The 20,694-nt window shown below is 44.9% G+C and carries 17 protein-coding genes and 1 pseudogene; 14 read left to right on the top strand and 4 right to left on the bottom strand.

What is annotated here, in order from left to right:
* From tuf to rpoC, 9 genes and pseudogenes are all read left to right on the top strand, one after another.
* A pseudogene (gene tuf / locus AB6E78_RS20930) lies at positions 1–288 on the top strand (elongation factor Tu); the annotation flags it as partial.
* A gap of 223 nt (positions 289–511) precedes the next feature.
* Entirely contained in the window at positions 512–889 is a 378-nt protein-coding gene (gene secE, locus AB6E78_RS20925; RefSeq protein WP_010435558.1) for a preprotein translocase subunit SecE, read from the top strand.
* 13 nt (positions 890–902) lie between these two features.
* Complete coding sequence (gene nusG / locus AB6E78_RS20920; RefSeq protein WP_010435556.1) at positions 903–1,451, top strand: transcription termination/antitermination protein NusG; 549 nt, start codon at positions 903–905, stop codon at positions 1,449–1,451.
* A gap of 213 nt (positions 1,452–1,664) precedes the next feature.
* On the top strand, positions 1,665–2,093 hold the full coding sequence (gene rplK, locus AB6E78_RS20915) for a 50S ribosomal protein L11 (RefSeq protein ID WP_010435555.1): 429 nt from the start codon (positions 1,665–1,667) through the stop codon (positions 2,091–2,093).
* A gap of 4 nt (positions 2,094–2,097) precedes the next feature.
* On the top strand, positions 2,098–2,802 hold the full coding sequence (gene rplA, locus AB6E78_RS20910; RefSeq protein WP_017063651.1) for a 50S ribosomal protein L1: 705 nt from the start codon (positions 2,098–2,100) through the stop codon (positions 2,800–2,802).
* A gap of 250 nt (positions 2,803–3,052) precedes the next feature.
* On the top strand, positions 3,053–3,547 hold the full coding sequence (gene rplJ / locus AB6E78_RS20905) for a 50S ribosomal protein L10 (RefSeq protein ID WP_017060524.1): 495 nt from the start codon (positions 3,053–3,055) through the stop codon (positions 3,545–3,547).
* Between the two features lie 57 nt (positions 3,548–3,604).
* The gene (gene rplL / locus AB6E78_RS20900) at positions 3,605–3,973 is read left to right on the top strand and encodes a 50S ribosomal protein L7/L12 (protein WP_017060525.1); all 369 of its coding nucleotides are present in this window, start codon (positions 3,605–3,607) and stop codon (positions 3,971–3,973) included.
* Positions 3,974–4,208: 235 nt separating this feature from the next.
* Entirely contained in the window at positions 4,209–8,237 is a 4,029-nt protein-coding gene (rpoB, locus tag AB6E78_RS20895; protein WP_017065638.1) for a DNA-directed RNA polymerase subunit beta, read from the top strand.
* 92 nt (positions 8,238–8,329) lie between these two features.
* Positions 8,330–12,532: a DNA-directed RNA polymerase subunit beta' gene (gene rpoC, locus AB6E78_RS20890; RefSeq protein WP_017060527.1), complete on the top strand. Its 4,203-nt coding sequence runs from the start codon at positions 8,330–8,332 to the stop codon at positions 12,530–12,532.
* 330 nt (positions 12,533–12,862) lie between these two features.
* Here rpoC and AB6E78_RS20885 read toward each other — a convergent pair whose 3' ends face one another.
* Positions 12,863–13,360, bottom strand: coding sequence for an Rsd/AlgQ family anti-sigma factor (locus AB6E78_RS20885; protein ID WP_032546263.1), 498 nt, complete (start codon positions 13,358–13,360; stop codon positions 12,863–12,865).
* 165 nt (positions 13,361–13,525) lie between these two features.
* Here AB6E78_RS20885 and nudC point away from each other — a divergent pair, with 165 nt between their 5' ends.
* Together nudC and hemE are read left to right on the top strand one after the other, a co-directional pair.
* A complete protein-coding gene (gene nudC, locus AB6E78_RS20880) occupies positions 13,526–14,335 on the top strand; it encodes an NAD(+) diphosphatase (protein WP_372111397.1) in 810 nt (269 codons plus the stop codon).
* Between the two features lie 299 nt (positions 14,336–14,634).
* Positions 14,635–15,702 carry a uroporphyrinogen decarboxylase gene (gene hemE, locus AB6E78_RS20875; RefSeq protein WP_017060530.1) on the top strand — a complete coding sequence of 356 codons (1,068 nt, stop codon included), beginning with the start codon at positions 14,635–14,637 and terminating at the stop codon, positions 15,700–15,702.
* Between the two features lie 103 nt (positions 15,703–15,805).
* Here hemE and AB6E78_RS20870 read toward each other — a convergent pair whose 3' ends face one another.
* Both AB6E78_RS20870 and AB6E78_RS20865 read right to left on the bottom strand, forming a co-directional pair.
* Positions 15,806–16,399, bottom strand: a complete 594-nt coding sequence (locus AB6E78_RS20870; protein WP_372134155.1) for a uracil-DNA glycosylase family protein — start codon at positions 16,397–16,399, stop codon at positions 15,806–15,808.
* The gene (locus tag AB6E78_RS20865; RefSeq protein WP_017063654.1) at positions 16,399–17,325 is read right to left on the bottom strand and encodes a D-2-hydroxyacid dehydrogenase; all 927 of its coding nucleotides are present in this window, start codon (positions 17,323–17,325) and stop codon (positions 16,399–16,401) included. Before AB6E78_RS20865 ends, AB6E78_RS20870 begins: the two co-directional genes overlap by 1 nt.
* Positions 17,326–17,396: 71 nt before the next feature.
* Here AB6E78_RS20865 and AB6E78_RS20860 point away from each other — a divergent pair, with 71 nt between their 5' ends.
* Complete coding sequence (locus tag AB6E78_RS20860) at positions 17,397–17,984, top strand: YjaG family protein (protein ID WP_017062699.1); 588 nt, start codon at positions 17,397–17,399, stop codon at positions 17,982–17,984.
* Positions 17,985–18,088: 104 nt separating this feature from the next.
* Here the strand turns inward: AB6E78_RS20860 and AB6E78_RS20855 are convergent, their stop codons facing one another.
* Entirely contained in the window at positions 18,089–19,240 is a 1,152-nt protein-coding gene (locus tag AB6E78_RS20855) for a CNNM domain-containing protein (protein WP_372111392.1), read from the bottom strand.
* 270 nt (positions 19,241–19,510) lie between these two features.
* On the opposite strand from AB6E78_RS20855, the gene hupA reads away from it, so the two are divergent.
* The gene (hupA, locus tag AB6E78_RS20850; protein ID WP_004729753.1) at positions 19,511–19,783 is read left to right on the top strand and encodes a nucleoid-associated protein HU-alpha; all 273 of its coding nucleotides are present in this window, start codon (positions 19,511–19,513) and stop codon (positions 19,781–19,783) included.
* A gap of 47 nt (positions 19,784–19,830) precedes the next feature.
* Positions 19,831–20,529, top strand: a complete 699-nt coding sequence (locus AB6E78_RS20845; protein WP_017063655.1) for a DUF1481 domain-containing protein — start codon at positions 19,831–19,833, stop codon at positions 20,527–20,529.
* Positions 20,530–20,694 lie beyond the last annotated feature (165 nt).

The raw sequence follows: 20,694 nt of genomic DNA, 5'->3' as shown, positions 1-20,694 counted from the left end.
AACCCACACACTAAGTTTGAGTCTGAAGTATACGTACTTTCTAAAGACGAAGGCGGCCGTCACACTCCTTTCTTCAAAGGTTACCGTCCACAGTTCTACTTCCGTACAACTGACGTAACAGGCGACATCACTCTACCAGAAGGCGTAGAAATGGTAATGCCAGGTGACAACGTTCAAATGACTGTTGAGCTAATCGCTCCAATCGCAATGGACGAAGGTCTACGTTTCGCAATCCGCGAAGGTGGCCGTACAGTTGGTGCTGGTGTTGTAGCTAAAATCTTTGCATAAGATTTGACGAACCACTAGTAAAAAGGGCATCATTTGATGCCCTTTTTCTGCGCTAAAAAAAGAGTTGGATGTTTTGACATCGATTTTTGCTCTTAGCAAAGAATTAAACGGTCTTTTTGACTAAAATGACTGTTAGATGTGTTGTTTTGCAACGCAAAGGAATGTGCCCTGCAACAGCGGGGTTATTGTCGTCTATATTTAAGACTTATCACAGGTTGGTTTTATGAAAGCAAACGCTGAAACTCCTGATAGCTCAGGTGCAGCAGATACAATGAAGTGGATTGTCGCTTTTGTTCTGTTGGCTGCTGCTGTTGTGGGTAATTACCTGTATGGTGAATTGTCTGTTGTAATTCGCGCTGCAGGTGTAGTTGTGCTGATTGCTGCCGCACTAGGCGTTGCAGCAACAACAACTAAAGGTAAAGCTGCGATCGATTTTGCAAAAGAATCTCGTATGGAGATTCGTAAAGTTGTTTGGCCTACTCGCCAAGAAACTATGCAAACTACATTGATCGTTTTAGCTGTATGTATTGTTATGTCTCTAGTGCTTTGGGGAATTGACGGCATTATGGTCCGTCTAGTTTCTCTAGCAACTGGGGTGTAGAGGGTTCTGATTCATGAGTGAAGCTCCAAAAAAACGTTGGTATGTAGTTCAAGCCTTTTCTGGCTTTGAAGGTCGTGTTGCACAGTCGCTACGCGAGCATATTAAAATGCACAACATGGAAGAACTATTTGGCGATGTGCTAGTACCTACTGAAGAAGTAGTGGAAATGCGTGCAGGCCAACGCCGTAAAAGTGAACGTAAATTCTTCCCTGGCTACGTATTAGTTCAAATGATCATGAATGATGAATCATGGCACTTAGTACGCAGCATTCCGCGTGTTATGGGCTTCATTGGTGGTACCTCTGATCGTCCTGCACCAATCACTGATAAAGAAGCTGATGCTATCTTGAACCGTCTAGAGAAAGCGAGCGAGTCTCCACGTCCTAAGACAATGTTCGAAGCGGGTGAAGTGGTTCGTGTGAACGATGGTCCATTTGCTGACTTCAACGGTACTGTTGAAGAAGTAGATTACGAGAAAAGCCGCATTAAGGTATCTGTATCGATCTTTGGTCGTGCAACACCGGTTGAGCTTGAATTTGGTCAGGTTGAAAAACTGGACTAAAACTCTAAGTTTTGAACAAGCTGTGGATAAATACTTCATAAGTTGTTCAAAATAAAAGAGTATAAAAAATCACCTTTTTAGGGTTGTTAAAGGCGCGAATTATGATTATAATTTCGCGCCTTTTTGCTTCTGTGGAAGTGAAAAAGAGTTAATTGAATTTATGGGGAGCTCGCCTTGCGGCTAGCGCATGTACCCAAAATATTAGGAAATATCATGGCTAAGAAAGTTGAAGCTTATATCAAACTGCAAGTTGCAGCTGGTATGGCAAACCCAAGTCCACCGGTTGGTCCTGCTCTAGGTCAACACGGCGTGAACATCATGGAATTCTGTAAAGCGTTCAACGCAAAAACAGAATCTGTTGAGAAAGGTCTACCTACTCCAGTAGTTATTACTGTTTACAACGACCGTTCTTTCACGTTCGTAACTAAGACTCCACCTGCTGCTGTTCTTCTTAAGAAAGCTGCTGGCGTTAAGTCTGGTTCAGGTCGTCCAAACACTGAGAAAGTTGGTACTGTTACTGACGCTCAAGTTCAGGAAATCGCAGAAACTAAAGCTGCTGATATGACTGGTGCTGACATCGAAGCAATGAAACGTTCTATTGCTGGTACTGCTCGTTCAATGGGCCTAGTGGTAGAGGGATAAGATCATGGCTAAACTTACTAAGCGTATGCGCGTAATCCGCGACAAAGTTGACTCAACTAAAGAATACGAAATCAGCGAAGCTGTTGCTCTTCTTAAAGAACTAGCGACTGCTAAATTCGTTGAGTCTGTAGATGTTGCTGTTAACCTAGGCATCGATGCTCGTAAATCTGACCAAAACGTTCGTGGCGCAACAGTGCTACCTCACGGTACTGGCCGTGACATCCGCGTTGCTGTTTTCACTCAAGGTGCAAACGCAGAAGCTGCTAAAGCTGCTGGCGCAGATATCGTTGGTATGGAAGATCTTGCTGAGCAAGTGAAAAAAGGCGAAATGAACTTCGACGTAGTTGTTGCTTCTCCAGATGCAATGCGTGTTGTTGGTCAACTAGGTACAATCCTAGGTCCACGCGGCCTTATGCCAAACCCTAAAGTTGGTACTGTAACTCCTAACGTTGCTGAAGCGGTTAAGAACGCTAAAGCTGGTCAGGTTCGTTACCGTAACGACAAGAACGGCATCATCCACACTACTATCGGTAAAGCATCTTTCGAAGCTAACCAGCTTCAAGAGAACCTAGAAGCACTTCTAGTTGCTCTTAAGAAAGCTAAGCCTTCTTCAGCTAAGGGTTCTTACCTGAAGAAAGTAAGCATCTCTACTACGATGGGTGCTGGTGTTGCTGTTGATCAAGCTAGTCTTGATACTCAAGCAAACTAATTTGCTTAGGCGCAGATTTAGTGTATACTTCTGCGCCTAATATTTGTGGTTGGGTGGTTTTAAAGCAATTTGAAATCATCTATCCCAAGACCGTAGGCGCTGTCGATTTTCATTAGATTATTGATAGCTTAATAAAACCTACGTAGGCGATGTTGTGGTTTGAAGTGGATTTATTCATTTTTAAATAACATCGTAAACGCTCAATACATTTTGTATTGGGTGCTGTAATCACAACCAGAGGTTAATCCAAATGGCTTTAAATCTTCAAGACAAAAAAGCAATTGTTGCTGAAGTCAACGAAGCTGCCAGTGGTGCACTTTCTGCAGTTGTAGCTGATTCTCGTGGCGTTGAAGTTGGCGCAATGACTTCTCTACGTAAACAAGCTCGCGAAGCGGGTGTTTACATGAAAGTTGTTCGTAACACACTAGCACGCCGTGCGGTTCAGGGTACAGACTACGAGTGTCTAGTAGACACTTTCACTGGTCCAACTCTGATCGCGTTCTCTAACGAGCACCCAGGTGCTGCAGCGCGTCTTTTCAAAGACTTCGCTAAAGAGAACAAAGATTTCGAGATCAAAGCTGCTGCATTTGAAGGCGCAGTTACTGATGCTGAAGTACTAGCGACACTACCAACTTACGACGAAGCTATCGCACGCCTAATGATGTGCATGAAAGAAGCTTCTGCTGGCAAGCTGGTTCGTACTATCGCTGCACTACGTGACCAAAAAGAAGAAGCAGCGGCTTAAGCCTTGCTTTTCACTGGTTGCACATTAAACTTATTGTTGACTTAAAAGAGAATTGTTATGTCTATTACTAACGAGCAAATCCTAGACGCAGTTGCAGAAATGTCTGTAATGCAAGTTGTTGAGCTTATCGAAGCTATGGAAGAGAAATTCGGCGTTTCAGCTGCAGCTGCAGTTGTAGCTGGTGGCGCAGCTGGCGGCGACGCTGCTGCTGAGCAAACTGAATTCGACGTTATCCTAACTGCTGCTGGCGCTAACAAAGTACAAGTTATCAAAGCTGTACGTGGCGCAACTGGCCTAGGTCTTAAAGAAGCTAAAGGTCTTGTAGACTCAGCTCCTGCAGCGCTTAAAGAAGGCGTTGACAAAGCTGAAGCTGAAGCTCTTAAAGCACAGCTAGAAGAAGCTGGCGCTTCTGTTGAAATCAAGTAATTATTACTTAATTTCATAGCCGCAAGGCTAATGGCTGGTGGTTTATTAACCACCGGCCTTTTTGCGCTGTAGGGCTATGACGAAATTTCCGCTGTTTAACCGTCATAATCCGAGCAAAAAAACAGTCATTTTTTCGAAATGATTGTTCACTACCACTAAACAGCTGTTTGTCACCACCCCCTCTGAAGAGTGTTTTGGGTGGTTTGGGTCACTTATCAGCGAGCTGAGGAACCCCATGGTTTACTCTTATACCGAGAAAAAGCGCATCCGTAAGGATTTTGGTACTCGTCCACAAGTTTTGGACATTCCATACCTGTTATCGATCCAGCTTGATTCTTTCGACAAATTCATCGAACAGGATCCAGAAGGTCAATACGGTCTTGAAGCTGCTTTCCGTTCTGTATTTCCAATTCAGAGCTACAACGGCAATTCTGAGCTGCAATACGTTAGCTACCGTCTTGGTGAGCCAGTTTTTGACGTTAAAGAATGTCAAATCCGCGGTGTTACTTACTCAAAGCCACTACGCGTAAAACTACGTCTAGTTATCTTTGATCGAGATGCACCAGCAGGTACTGTAAAAGACATTAAAGAACAAGAAGTCTACATGGGCGAAATTCCGCTTATGACAGACAATGGTACTTTCGTAATTAATGGTACCGAGAGGGTTATCGTATCCCAGCTGCACCGAAGCCCAGGCGTGTTCTTCGACAGTGATAAGGGTAAGACCCACTCATCAGGTAAAGTTCTTTATAACGCACGTGTAATTCCTTACCGTGGCTCATGGTTAGACTTTGAGTTCGATCCTAAGGATAACTTATTCGTACGTATCGACCGTCGTCGTAAGCTACCAGCATCGATTATTCTTCGTGCACTTGGTAAATCGACTGAAGAGATCCTAGATCTGTTCTTCGACAAGGTGAACTTCGAAGTTAAAGACCAAACTCTTCTTATGGAGTTGGTTCCTGATCGTCTACGTGGTGAAACTGCGTCATTCGACATCGAAGCAAACGGAAAAACTTACGTTGAGACTGGTCGTCGTGTTACTGCTCGTCATATCCGTCAACTTGAAAAAGATGGCGTTGAGCACATCGAAGTACCAGTAGAGTACATCGTTGGTAAAGTTGCATCTAAAGATTATATCAATGAAGCAACTGGCGAGATCATCGTTGGCGCGAACCAAGAGATTAGCCTAGAAGCACTTGCTAACCTGTCTCAAGCAGGTCACAAGTCTCTACAAACTCTGTTCACGAATGACCTAGATCACGGTCCATTCATGTCAGACACTCTACGTGCAGATAGCACAGTAGATCGCATCTCTGCATTGGTAGAAATCTACCGCATGATGCGTCCTGGCGAGCCACCAACGAAAGAAGCTGCAGAGTCTCTATTCGAAAGCCTATTCTTCTCTGAAGAACGTTACGACCTATCAACTGTAGGCCGTATGAAGTTCAACAGCTCTATCGAGCGTGAAGAAGAAGAAGAGCGCGGTACTCTGGATGAATCAGACATCATCGAAGTGATGAAGAAACTGATTGGTATCCGTAACGGTATTGGTGAAGTGGACGATATCGACCACCTTGGCAACCGTCGTATCCGTTCTGTAGGTGAAATGGCAGAAAACCAATTCCGTGTTGGTCTAGTTCGTGTAGAACGTGCCGTTAAAGAGCGCCTAAGCCTTGGTGACCTTGATGCAATCATGCCTCAAGATCTTATCAACGCTAAGCCGATCTCTGCTGCAGTTAAAGAATTCTTTGGCTCTTCACAGCTTTCACAGTTCATGGACCAAAACAACCCATTGTCAGAAGTTACGCACAAACGTCGTATCTCTGCTTTAGGTCCTGGTGGTCTTACTCGTGAGCGCGCAGGCTTCGAAGTACGTGACGTTCACGTAACTCACTACGGTCGTCTATGTCCGATCGAAACGCCTGAAGGTCCAAACATCGGTCTAATTAACTCACTATCTGCGTTTGCACGTTGTAACGATTACGGTTTCCTAGAAACTCCGTACCGTCGTGTAGTAGATGGTGTAGTAACAGAAGAAGTTGATTACCTGTCTGCAATCCAGGAAGGTCAATTCGTAATCGCGCAAGCAAACACCATTCTTACTGAAGAAGGTACGTTTGCAGATGAGCTAATCACAGCTCGTCAAAAAGGTGAATCTGGTCTTCACCCACGCGATCACGTTGACTACATGGACGTTGCGACAAACCAAGTAGTATCTATCGCTGCTTCGCTTATCCCGTTCCTAGAACACGATGATGCGAACCGTGCATTGATGGGTGCCAACATGCAACGTCAAGCTGTACCAACACTTAAGGCTGATAAGCCTCTAGTAGGTACTGGTATCGAACGTAACATCGCAGTTGACTCTGGTGTTACAGCGGTTGCTAAACGTGGTGGTCAAGTTCAGTCTGTAGACGCTTCTCGTATCGTAGTTAAGGTTAACGAAGATGAATTGGTACCTGGCGAAGCTGGTATCGATATCTACAACCTAACTAAGTACACGCGTTCGAACCAAAACACATGTATTAACCAACGTCCAACTGTACTTCCTGGTGAACCAGTTGCACGTGGCGATGTTCTTGCTGATGGTCCTTCAACAGACCTTGGTGAACTAGCTCTTGGCCAAAACATGCGTATCGCATTCATGCCTTGGAACGGTTACAACTTCGAAGACTCGATCTTAGTATCTGAGCGCGTAGTTCAAGAAGACCGTTTCACGACAATCCACATCCAAGAACTATCTTGTGTGGCTCGTGATACTAAGCTGGGTTCTGAAGAGATCACAGCTGATATTCCAAACGTAGGTGAGTCTGCTCTGTCTAAACTAGACGAGTCAGGTATCGTTTACATTGGTGCTGAAGTTAAGGGTGGCGACATCCTAGTTGGTAAAGTAACCCCTAAAGGTGAAACTCAACTGACTCCTGAAGAGAAGCTACTACGTGCTATCTTCGGTGAGAAAGCATCTGATGTTAAAGATACTTCTCTACGTGTACCAAACTCTGTTTCGGGTACTATCATCGATGTACAAGTCTTCACTCGCGATGGCGTAGAGAAAGACAAGCGTGCACTTGAAATCGAACAGATGCAGCTTAAAGAAGCTAAGAAAGACCTAACTGAAGAGTTCCAAATTCTTGAGGGTGGCCTTCTTAACCGTGTTAAAGCTGTACTTCTGTCTGGTGGTTACTCTGAAGCTAAGCTTGATACTATCGGTCGTAAGCAATGGCTAGAGCAAGTTCTAGAAGACGATGCGCTACAAACACAGCTTGAGCAACTTGCTGAGCAGTGGGATGAGCTAAAAGCAGACTTCGATAAGAAGTTTGAAACTAAGCGTCGTAAAATCACTCAAGGTGATGATCTAGCGCCTGGCGTTCTTAAGATTGTTAAAGTTTACCTAGCGGTTAAACGTCGTATCCAGCCTGGTGATAAGATGGCCGGTCGTCACGGTAACAAAGGTGTAATCTCTAAGATTAACCCTGTTGAAGACATGCCATACGATGAGAAAGGTCAGCCTGTAGACATCGTACTTAACCCGCTGGGTGTACCATCGCGTATGAACATCGGTCAGATCCTAGAAGTTCACTTAGGTTTGGCTGCGAAAGGTATCGGTGACAAGATCAACCAAATGGTTAAGGAACAACAAGAACTGCATAAGTTCCGTGAGTTCCTACAGAAGGTTTACGATCTTGGTGATACTCGTCAGAAAGTTGATATTGCTGAACTGTCTGATGATCAAGTTCGTACACTGATCAAGAACCTACGTGGCGGTCTACCGATTGCTACTCCTGTGTTCGACGGTGCTTCTGAGTCTCTAATCAAAGAACTACTTAAACTGGGTGATCTGCCAGAATCTGGTCAGCTTAAACTGTTTGATGGTCGTACTGGTGATTCGTTTGAGCGTCCTGTAACTGTTGGTTACATGTACATGCTGAAACTGAACCACTTGGTTGATGACAAGATGCATGCTCGTTCAACTGGTTCTTACAGCCTAGTAACTCAGCAACCACTTGGTGGTAAAGCTCAGTTCGGTGGTCAGCGTTTCGGTGAGATGGAAGTATGGGCACTAGAAGCATACGGTGCTGCATATACTCTACAAGAAATGCTAACAGTTAAGTCAGATGACGTTAACGGCCGTACTAAGATGTATAAGAACATCGTAGACGGTAACCATAGCATGGAACCTGGTATGCCTGAGTCGTTCAACGTACTGTTGAAAGAGATTCGCTCGCTAGGTATCAACATCGAGCTAGAAGACGAAGAGTAATCCCTCCTTCTTTTTAAAAGAAGATAGGATTATTTGGTAAAAGGGAGCTTGCTACAGCAGTGAGCTCCTTTAACTCCTTACAGGAGCTGAATGTGAAAGACTTATTAAACTTTCTAAAAGCACAGCATAAGACCGAAGAATTTGATGCAATCAAAATCGGTCTATCTTCACCAGACATGATCCGTTCATGGTCTTTTGGTGAAGTTAAAAAGCCGGAAACAATTAACTATCGTACGTTCAAACCTGAACGTGATGGTCTGTTCTGTGCACGTATTTTTGGTCCAGTTAAAGACTACGAATGTCTTTGTGGCAAATACAAGCGCCTGAAGCACCGTGGTGTTATCTGTGAGAAGTGTGGCGTTGAAGTTACACAAACTAAAGTTCGTCGTGACCGCATGGGCCACATCGAGCTAGCTTCACCAGTTGCTCACATCTGGTTCCTAAAATCACTGCCGTCTCGTATCGGTCTACTAATGGATATCCCTCTACGTGATATCGAACGTGTTCTTTACTTCGAGATGTACGTAGTAACTGAACCAGGTATGACTGATCTAGAAAAATCTCAGATGCTTACTGAAGAAGAGTATCTGGATCGCCTAGAAGAGTGGGGTGACGAATTTACTGCTAAGATGGGTGCTGAAGCGATCAAAGATCTGCTTGCAACAATGGACCTTCATCAAGAAGTGGAAGAAATGCGCGAAGAGTTAGAAACGACTAACTCAGAAACTAAGCGTAAAAAAGTTACTAAGCGCCTGAAGCTAGTTGAAGCGTTCATTGCATCGGGTAACGATCCGCAATGGATGATTCTGACTGTACTTCCGGTTCTGCCGCCAGATCTACGTCCTCTAGTACCACTAGATGGCGGTCGTTTTGCGACTTCAGATCTGAACGACCTTTACCGTCGTGTGATCAACCGTAACAACCGTTTGAAGCGCCTTCTAGAGCTAGCTGCTCCGGACATCATCGTACGTAACGAAAAGCGTATGCTGCAAGAGTCTGTTGATGCACTTCTAGATAACGGTCGTCGTGGTCGTGCTATCACTGGTTCTAACAAGCGTCCTCTGAAATCTCTTGCTGATATGATCAAGGGTAAACAAGGTCGTTTCCGTCAGAACCTTCTAGGTAAACGTGTAGACTACTCTGGCCGTTCTGTAATCACAGTAGGTCCATACCTTCGTCTACATCAGTGTGGTCTTCCTAAGAAGATGGCACTTGAGCTATTTAAGCCGTTCATCTACAGCAAGCTAGAAACTCGTGGCATGGCTACGACAATCAAAGCTGCTAAGAAGATGGTAGAGCGCGAAGAAGCTATCGTTTGGGATATCCTGGACGAAGTAATCCGCGAACACCCAGTACTGCTTAACCGTGCACCTACACTTCACCGTCTAGGTATCCAAGCGTTTGAACCAGTACTAATCGAAGGTAAAGCGATTCAGCTTCACCCACTAGTGTGTGCGGCATACAACGCCGACTTCGATGGTGACCAAATGGCGGTACACGTGCCTCTAACTCTAGAAGCACAGCTTGAAGCACGTACACTGATGATGTCGACGAATAACATTCTGTCGCCAGCGTCAGGTGATCCGATCATCGTACCTTCTCAGGACGTTGTATTGGGTCTTTACTACATGACACGTGACAAGATCAACGTGAAAGGCGAAGGTATGTACCTTGCTGGCCCTGCTGAGGCTGAAAAGGCATACCGTACTAAGACTGCTGAGCTACACGCTCGCGTTAAAGTACGTATCACCGAAACTGTAGTAGACGAAGATGGTAACAGCACTACTGAAACGAAGATGGTTGATACAACTGTCGGCCGTGCAATGCTATGGCAAATCGTTCCAGCTGGCCTACCGTACAGCATCGTTAACCAAAAGTTAGGTAAGAAGCAGATCTCTACTCTTCTTAACGAGTGTTACCGTAAGCTTGGTCTAAAAGATACAGTAGTATTTGCTGACCAAATCATGTACGCAGGTTTTGCATACGCTGCACTTTCTGGTGTTTCTGTAGGTATCGACGATATGGTTGTACCTCAAGCGAAATACGATGAAATTGAATCTGCTGAAGAAGAAGTTCGCGAAATCCAAGAGCAATTCCAATCTGGTCTTGTTACTGCGGGTGAGCGTTACAACAAAGTTATCGATATCTGGGCATCTACGAATGACCGCGTTGCGAAAGCAATGATGGATAACCTATCTTCTGAAACAGTTATCAACCGTGACGGCGAAGAAGAACAGCAAGAATCGTTCAACAGCATCTACATGATGGCCGACTCGGGCGCACGTGGTTCTGCAGCTCAGATTCGTCAGCTAGCAGGTATGCGTGGTCTGATGGCGCGTCCAGATGGTTCAATCATCGAAACGCCGATCACAGCGAACTTTAAAGAAGGTCTAAACGTCCTTCAGTACTTTATCTCAACGCACGGAGCTCGTAAGGGTCTTGCGGATACAGCACTGAAAACAGCAAACTCGGGTTACCTAACTCGTCGTCTAGTAGACGTTGCTCAAGACGTTGTAGTACACGAACATGACTGTGGCACGCATGAAGGTATCGACATGATGCCTCACATCGAAGGTGGTGACGTTAAAGTTGCACTTTCTGAGCTTGCTCTAGGTCGTGTAGTAGCTGAAGACGTTCTTAAGCCTGGTACTGAAGATGTACTGATTCCACGTAATACTCTGATTGATGAGAAGTGGTGTCAAATCATGGAAGACAACTCAGTAGATAGCATGAAAGTGCGCTCTGTTGTTACCTGTGATGCAGACTTCGGTTGTTGTGCACAGTGTTACGGTCGTGACCTAGCACGTGGTCACCTAGTGAACCAAGGTGAAGCAGTTGGTGTTATCGCTGCACAATCTATCGGTGAACCGGGTACACAGCTAACGATGCGTACGTTCCACATCGGTGGTGCGGCATCTACTGCAGCAGCAGAGAACAGCATCCAAGCTAAGACAACTGGTACTGTGAAACTTCACAATGCTAAGTTCGTAGTTAACAAAGATAAGAAACTGGTTATCACTTCTCGTGCATCTGAGATGACGATTATTGATGAATTCGGCCGTACTAAAGAGAAGCACAAACTTCCTTACGGTTCGATGCTAACCAAAGGCGACAACGCAGCAGTTACTGCTGGTGAAGTTGTAGCTAACTGGGAAGCGCATACCATGCCAATCATCACTGAAGTGGCAGGTCGTATCCAATTCGTAGATATGATCGATGGTATTACAGTTTCTCGTCAAACTGACGATCTAACGGGTCTTTCTTCAAGTGAAGTTACAGACGCAGCAGCTCGCCCAGCAGCAGGTAAAGATATGCGTCCAGCTATCAAACTTGTTGATGAGCAAGGTAACGACGTAATGATCCCTGGTACTGATATGCCAGCTCACTACTTCCTACCTGGCAAAGCGATTGTAAACATCGAAGATGGCGCTGAAGTTGGTATCGGTGACACACTATCTCGTATCCCTCAAAAATCGAGCGGAAACAAAGATATCACCGGTGGTCTACCACGCGTAGCTGACCTATTCGAAGCTCGTAAGCCTAAAGAGCCTGCGATCCTTGCTGAGCACACAGGTACTGTGTCTTTCGGTAAAGAAACGAAAGGTAAGCGTCGTCTAGTAATCACTCGTGAAGGCGGTGACGCTTACGAAGAGATGATTCCTAAGCATCGTCAATTGAACGTGTTCGAAGGTGAGAAGATTGAACGTGGTGATGTAATCGCCGACGGTCCTGAAACTCCACACGATATCCTGCGTCTACGTGGTATCCACGCAGTAACTCAGTACATCGCGAACGAAGTTCAAGAAGTTTACCGCTTACAAGGCGTAAAGATTAACGATAAGCACATCGAGACTATCGTTCGTCAAATGCTACGTAAGTGTACAATCACTCATTCTGGTGACTCTCCGTTCCTACCTGGCGAACAAGTTGAGTACCACAATGTTAAGATTGCTAACCGTAAGCTAGAAGCTGAAGGTAAAGAACTAGTACGTTTCGAACGTGATCTACTAGGTATTACTAAAGCATCTCTTGCAACTGAGTCATTCATCTCAGCTGCATCGTTCCAAGAAACGACTCGCGTACTAACAGAAGCTGCGGTTTCTGGTAAGCGTGATGACCTTCGCGGTCTGAAAGAGAACGTAATTGTTGGTCGTCTGATCCCAGCTGGTACTGGTTTCGCATACCACCAAGAGCGTCAAAAACAACGTGAAGAAGAGCAAGAAGGTCCTTCAGCTGAACAAGCTACTGACAATCTAGCAGCACTTCTAAACGCTGGTTTCTCTTCAGAAGAGTAAGCTCTACGAGTAGTCTCTAAGAGATAAGAAAAAGGCACCTTCGGGTGCCTTTTTTGTATCTGGCGTATTGGTATTTAGCTATGACTTATAAAGTGATAGGTGTGCTTATCTAGCTGGTGAGGTTGGATTTATGTCCTGAAGAGTGCTCTTTGAGGCCAGTAAGATAAAGGGTAGAGATGACTAGGCTGATTAGGGCTGTAACCATATGCTTATGGCTAAAGGTCAGGGCGAGCGAGTAAGCTCTGTCTGAAAGGTTCTGGGTAGTTTGGATAACCTTACAGACAAAACAAAAAGCTTGCACAGAGGCAAGCTTATTAAGGATTCGGCTAACTAAGCGCCTGGTGGAATCGCTAAACTGTCTGCAATAAGCTGGATAAGATTATCTTCTACTTCAAAACGTAGTTCGAGTAGTTCACCTACTTTTGACATATCTCCTTCGAAGTTAGGCAACTCATCGTCTGCATTTACTTTAACGTACTTATCATTGAATTCTAGAAGCGGCTCGGTTGTAAGTACGATCTTCGCGTAAGTTGTATCAATCTCGTCATTGGTTTTAAAGCCTGTTGCTTGCCATTTTTTCATGACCATATCGTAGATCTTAAAATGACCCTCTGAGATATAATCGACAACATGATCACAGAATGAGCTTATTTCTTTAGGGGAAGGGAGTTCAACAACGTTTGATTGCCCGTTGCTAGCTGGCTGCAAGGCACCTAGCTTACAATACTCAACGATTAGAGACTGTCGAGTTTCGAGCCAATGATCGATGACCTCATTAGAGCCACCCCATTGTTCTTGTATTTGTTTGAATTTATTTAGCATGACCATGTCCTCATGATCTGATCACAACCTTGTGATCAAGTAATTGCCTAAGCAGGGTCCGTTTTATTGGTAGCTACTAAAAGTAATAGTTTGAAATATTCTCTGCTACAACTCTAGTATGAAATTAGATTGCCAGTAAAATGAACGAACTGCAAGCAATGAGGCATAGGGATGTTAAAAAAAAGTGATAACAAAATGACAGAGCAAGCTTATTGGTGCGTCGTTTCTGGTAGTGATATTTGGGTTAATAATGATCAGTTTCCGTTTGGCTCTGCTGAAGAGCTTGGGCTGAGTGTGGAGCATGCAATCTGTATTGGTCAGCATCAAGGTCGCAAGGTGTATTGGCTCAACGATTGTGATGTGGAGAATGAGCTGAACATGGTTAGCCTAAGAGAGTTACTGCACTGGCCTGAAGTGAGTTTCTTGACTGCAAGCAAAGCCATCCAATATGGGCATATGACTCAAAGTATGCGTTTTTGCCCTCAGTGTGGTGGTCGAAATCATCTCAATCATAACCAGGTGGCGATGCAGTGTGGAGATTGCCGCACACTTCATTACCCTCGTATCTTCCCATGCATCATTGTCGCTGTACGAAACGACAACAAGATATTGCTTGCGCAGCACCCAAGACATAAAACAGGCATGTATACCGTGATAGCGGGCTTCCTAGAGGTTGGAGAGACCTTAGAGCAGTGTGTGGCAAGAGAAGTCAAAGAAGAAACGGGTATCGATGTCGATAATATTCGTTATTTTGGCAGCCAACCATGGGCGTTTCCATCGAGTATGATGATGGGCTTTCTCGCAGATTATGCTGGTGGTACGCTTAAGCCTGACTACAGCGAGCTATCGGATGCTCAATGGTTTGACGTAACAAGCCTGCCTGATGTTGCTCCTGTTGGAACCATTGCGAGACAGTTGATTGAGAAAACCGTTGATGACGTGATGAAAGATGGTGTGACTGAGCAGATACTAGAGCACTAATTTGCCTGTGATAGTATTTGGCCTATGGGTGATCAAAAGCTAAAAAAAACCCTCCACAAGTGGAGGGGGTAAGTAAGATGTCGTTATGAGATGCTGAGTAGTGACTACTCAGATGTTATAATTGTAATTTTCGCTAGCGAACAAATTTTTAACATGCTCCCGTAATTGGGTGCAAATTAAGCATTGATTTAAAAGTTAATAACTTGATCTAGGTTGCAAAGCACACAGCTTTTACCCTTCAATCAGTGTTAGAATACTTGCCATCAAAACTAGACAAGATTGAATTGGAATTTAACGGAATGACCGAATTAAAAAACGATCGCTATTTACGCGCACTTTTAAAACAGCCTGTTGATTACACACCGGTATGGATGATGCGCCAAGCTGGCCGCTATCTTCCTGAGTACAAAGCAACGCGCGCTGAAGCGGGCGATTTCATGTCTTTGTGCAAAAACGCTGAACTGGCATCAGAAGTAACACTTCAACCTTTACGTCGTTTCCCGCTTGATGCGGCAATCTTGTTCTCAGACATCCTAACTATCCCTGATGCAATGGGCTTAGGTTTGTACTTTGAAACAGGTGAAGGTCCTAAGTTTGAGCGTCCTATCACGTGTAAAGCTGACGTAGAGAAGATTGGCCTACCAGATCCAGAAGGTGAGCTTCAATACGTAATGAATGCCGTTCGTCAGATCCGTAAAGACCTGAAAGGCGAAGTGCCACTGATTGGTTTCTCTGGTAGCCCATGGACTCTAGCGACATACATGGTTGAAGGTGGAAGCTCTAAAGCATTCACTAAGATCAAGAAGATGATGTACGCAGAACCACAAACGCTGCACCTGCTTCTAGATAAGCTGGCTGACAGTGTTATCGAATACCTGAACGCGCAAATTAAAGCGGGTGCTCAATCGGTAATGGTATTTGATACATGGGGTGGTGTACTGACTCCTCGTGACTACAACCTATTCTCACTGCAATACATGCACAAAATCGTTGATGGCCTAATCCGTGAAAACGAAGGTCGTCGAGTACCGGTTACTCTGTTCACTAAGAACGGTGGCATGTGGCTTGAGTCTATCGCAGCAACAGGTTGTGATGCGGTTGGTCTAGACTGGACTATCAACATCGCAGATGCAAAAGCTCGCATCGGCGACAAAGTTGCTCTGCAAGGTAACATGGATCCTTCAATGCTTTACGCTCAGCCTGAACGTATTCGCGAAGAAGTGGGCAGCATCCTTGAAGGCTTCGGCGACGGTGGTACAGGTCATGTATTTAACCTAGGCCACGGTATCCACTTAGATGTACCGCCAGAGAACGCTGGTGTATTCGTTGACGCTGTTCACGAATTGTCTAAGCCTTACCACAAGTAATTCTGAGTAAGATTATTGAAAGCGCTGTTGGGAAACCAACAGCGCTTTTTTATTGTCTGAAATTGGCATTTGATGGCGGTTTAATCTTATTGTGTGCAGTTAATCAGGCATTTGGATCATGGTAGGCCAAATGCTCTGAGATGTGTTTCCTGATATAAGGAATGACTTCATTTTCAAACCAAGGGTTCTTCTTGAGCCAGATATTATTGCGTGGCGAAGGGTGGGGTAATGGCAAAAACTCAGGCGCCCACCTTTGCCAATCACGCACGGTTTCGGTCAATGTGCTGGTGGTTTTGTTTGTTAGGTAATGGTTTTGTGCGTACTGGCCAATCAGCAGTGTCATTTGAACATTGGGTAGAGATTGCAGCACTTTGTTGTGCCAAAGCTCCGCGCACTCTTTGCGTGGTGGGAGATCACCACTTTTCCCTTTCCCCGGATAACAAAACCCCATAGGCACAATCGCGACTTTTTGCTCGTCGTAAAAAGTATCGCTATCTATCCCTAACCATCCTCTTAATCGTTCGCCACTCGCGTCATTCCAAGGGGTCGACGACTCATGCACCTTGATACCCGGCGCTTGACCTATGATCAGCAAGCGCGCGTTTGGATGCGCTTGAATCACCGGGTTAGCACCGTGTGATAGGTGAGGCTCACAAGCTCGGCATTGTCGAATCTCTTTAAGTAACGAAGAGGACATCAGTAACCTTTATCAAAATCGATGACATGATTAAGTGTAAAGCCATCTCGCCACTGTTTGTAATTCTCTGCGAAGATCTCGACTACTTGTCTTGGCTCACTGAGTGCAGCGATGTGTGGAGTGATGGTGACTTGCGGTAGTTTCCAGAAAGGATGTTCCTGAGAGAGGGGTTCACTTTCAAACACATCTAAAAATGCGTGTTCTACCCATCTGTTTTTTATGGCGAGCAACAAGGCTTTATTGTCGATACTTTCCCCTCGACCGACATTAAACAGCAACACATTAGAGCAGTAACCTAACGTGGTTTGGTTCAACAGCTGATAGGTTTCAGCGGTTGATGGCAAGGTGTTGACCACAATATCGGCCTGCTTAAGGGCAGCCTCTATCTCATTGATGTGGAAAGTCTCTTTAAAGGTTTCTTGTTTGGATGGGATACCCGTACGGTTGACACCTATGGTATGAATACCAAAAGCCGCCGCGGTTTTTGCCAAATGACTGCCGATTGAACCTGTTCCTAAAATCACCATAGTTTTGTCAGTTAGGCTAGTATAAAGCTGTGGCTGCCAGTTTCGTTGTTGTTGATGCTGGTGGTAATGAGGGAAGTGTCTACAGTGACTGATTGTGTAACCCAATACGTATTCTGCGATAGCCGGACCAAAGATGCCTTTGACGTTGGTTAGCGTATAGTCCTGACGCAGATCTGGCTGAGTGAGTTTATTGATTCCGGCATAGGTACTCTGTACCCAGTCTAGCTCTTTAAACTCGCCGAGGCGCTCTGCGATTAGAGGTGGTGACGCCAAGACAATCTGTGCTGATTTGGGGTTTTGAGTGATTTCTAGGTCGGGTAAATCCTGGTTTAGAATCAGTTGCGTATAGGTATCGTCATGCTCAGTAAGAATATAGAGCTTATTCGTAAAATTGTTCATCGGCTTACCTTTTCCCCCCAGGGTTTATCAAGTACACTTTCGCTGTCTTTTTCTGCAATTATTGAGTGACTATGCTTCAGAATCCACTGCAGGTTCGTCTTGAAAAGTTAGAACCTTGGCAACAAATTACCTTTATGGCGTGTCTATGTGAGCGTATGTACCCTAACTATGCCATGTTTTGTGAGAATACAGAATTTGCGGAAGCTCGAATCTATCGTGATGTTTTGGATAGCATTTGGGAAATCCTGACGGTTAAAACAGCAAAGGTGAACTTTGAGCGTCAACTTGAGAAGGTTGAAGAGCTATTCCCTAGCGGTGATGATTTTGATTTTTATGGTGTTTACCCAGCAATGGACGCATGCCAAGGCCTAGCAACGCTAATTCATGGTCTGCTTGACCGTGAACATATGTTGGAAGCGGTAATTAAAGTGAGTCAACAATCGGTGAAGACAGTTGCTGAGCTTGAGTTTGCTCAAGGCGCTGAAGAAGTGACGAACGAAAACCAGAAAGAAAACGAAGCGGTGTGTGAAGAGTGGGACGTTCAGTGGGCCATTTTCCGACCTCTACGTGAAACGACTGAGCGTGACTTAGAGCTGATCAAAGACCTACGCCACGAACTGCGTGAAGACCCAGTCAGTAACATTGGTGTTGCGCTATAATTCGCAATTGCACCAAGGTACGAATAAAAACAAAGGCTCCCTAGGGAGCCTTTGTGGTATCTGACGGTATCAAATTTAGATTAAGCGTCTTTTTTGTCTTCGTTCTACACTTTGTCTTTTGATGCCTTATCTTTTGATGCGTCGTTGTCATTCGTTGATTTTGCATCTGAAGAGTCGTTGTCTGCTGGAGTTTCTTCCTCGTCCTCGTCATCGCGGTTTTCGATAACACCGTGTGTCTCTTTCCACTTCTCCCAGCGTTGGAACGCCAGTTCTTGCATGTCAGTCGTCTTATCCGCTTCGTCGACAATCTCTTCGCCCACTAGGTGCTCAAAGATGTCTTCTAGGGTGATGATGCCCTGAATAGTGCCGTATTCGTCCACAACTAAAGACAGTTGCAGGCGGTTTGCCATCATCTGGTCAAAGGCCTTAGCCAAGCCCATGTTGTTCAGCAACACGTGGATAGGGCGCATTACTTCACCCAAAGCTTTCTCACCACAACCGGCTTGCTGCAATCTAAACAGCTCTAAGCGGTGAACAAAACCGATGATGTTGTCACTCTGCTCGCTGTAAACCAGCGGACGTGAGAATGGCGTGTCTTTATGTTGTTCTAGGAACGTATTCACACTCATTTCCGCATCAACACGGAATACCACTGGGCGCGGCGTCATTACCTGAGTCACGGGTACATCTTGAATACCCAGTAGGTTGCTCAGGATTTTTGACTCGCCTTCTGCAAATTCACCGCTCTCTTTTGCCAAAATCGCCATTGCAGATAACTCATCACGCATTTTTGGTGCTTGGTGGCCACGAGCAAGACGTTTGGTGATCTGTTCTGAGAACCAGACAAACGGTGTTAGGAAGAACACCATCCAACGAAGCACGCTTGCCGAAGCAGGAGCAAGTTGACGCCAGTAGGTTGCACCAATGGTTTTTGGAACAATCTCAGATAATACCAAGATACCTAGCGTTAGCACGGCAGAGAAGACACCTAACCATTGGCTACCAAAAACGACAGCCGCTTGTGCACCTGCTGTCGCAGCACCGATAGTATGGGCGATGGTGTTGAGCGTTAAAATTGACGCAAGCGGGCGGTCAATATCTGTTTTCAGTTTGTCTAAAGACTCTGCTGCAGGGTGCCCATTTTGTTTTAGTTGAGCAATGTAGCTCGGACTAATACTCAAAAGTACAGCTTCCAAAACAGAACAAATGAAAGAAACTCCAATAGCAATGGAGACGTAAATAGATAGCAGCAGCATGTTTGCCCTTAAATTAAATTGTACGCTTTAGCAGCGATTCAGCGTGGATTATAGTGAAAAAGTAGTGGCTAGGTCATCATTAATTTTGCTCTCAGCCCCTTTTAAACAAGGGCTTGCTTAATAAAATCAGTAACAAATTGTGAGTTATTACTCATATTATGGCTAAAACTACGGCATTAGAGCTAAAGATCGACGACAAACCTTTGCCAGATGGGGCATTTATGTTTTAGAGTGAATTGAATTCAAAAATACAAAGAAGGGAAACCTAAAATGAACAAGACTCAATTAATCGACTTTATTGCTGAAAAAGCGGACCTTTCTAAAGCACAAGCTAAAGCTGCTCTAGAAGCGACTCTTGGCGGTGTTACAGATGCTCTTAAAGATGGCGATCAAGTTCAGCTAATTGGTTTTGGTACTTTTAAAGTAAACCACCGTGCAGCTCGCACTGGTCGTAACCCAAAAACTGGTGATGAGATCCAAATCGCTGCTGCAAATGTTCCAGCATTTGTTGCAGGTAAAGCGCTGAAAGATTCAGTGAAATAATCTAAACTGTACCGAGGTAGTCGTATTCCACCTCGGTACAGGTTTTTATGAAAAAAGCATTTCTTCTCGTTTCACTATTATCTACATTTCTTATTGGCTGTTCTTCAACAAGCCCTCGCAAAAACCTAGAGCAATTTGAAACTCACACTGGCGGCCAAGTCATGGGCGACGCGACGAGTTTCTACTGGGTTACAAACAAGCTAACACAACCTCATACTTCAGCTGACTACGTCACTGTCGGCGATTACGGCTGGTACCAAACTGATTATGCTTGGTCAGAAGGCGTGCTTCGTGAATTCATTCGTGAAGGCGAGCAGCGTAACTCTTCTAATGAGCTGGTTCCCTATCGAGTCCATGTGCGTTTCAATAAGTCAGGCGAAGCTGTGTATCAACAGTATCGTATTGATAGCAAAATCTTACCTATCCAAGCCAAGCAGCTTGAAAACTATCAGAAAGAAGCGACGTCGGTTCTAGAGACCACAACGAAGCAGCATGATGAAGGGCTTAGGCTGATTCAGGGTTACTGGAATGGCAGCTCTTTTAAAACGTGCGCTGGTGGTGAGTTTGATCGCATTGAATTTAACCAGACCTTGCCAGGCTTCGTGATTGACCGATTGGCGTCTGTGGAAAGCTATGCGGCGTTTCTTGGCAGTGATTCACTGGGTAAGATGAGCGTGGAAGAGTTACTGATGCTGGCTGAAGACAGCCATGATTGTGTCGTTAGGCCATCATTGTTGAAAGAATAGCGAGTAATCAAAGGATTGAGAGTATTTGGCCTACTGTAGGCCAAGTGCCTATTTGTCTGTACAAATACAGATTCTTGTGTAAATGAGATAATAAAAGGCGCCTATTGAGGCTAATGCCGTTCACTTAAGAGTGAACGGCATTTTTGTTCTTAGCATACCGTTGTG

Origin of the sequence: Vibrio sp. 10N.247.310.98 (assembly GCF_041467395.1) — a bacterium.
GTDB classification, from domain to species: domain Bacteria; phylum Pseudomonadota; class Gammaproteobacteria; order Enterobacterales; family Vibrionaceae; genus Vibrio; species Vibrio crassostreae_C.
Note: the sequence above shows the minus strand (reverse complement) of the source record. Positions and strands in the feature narration are given on the sequence as shown.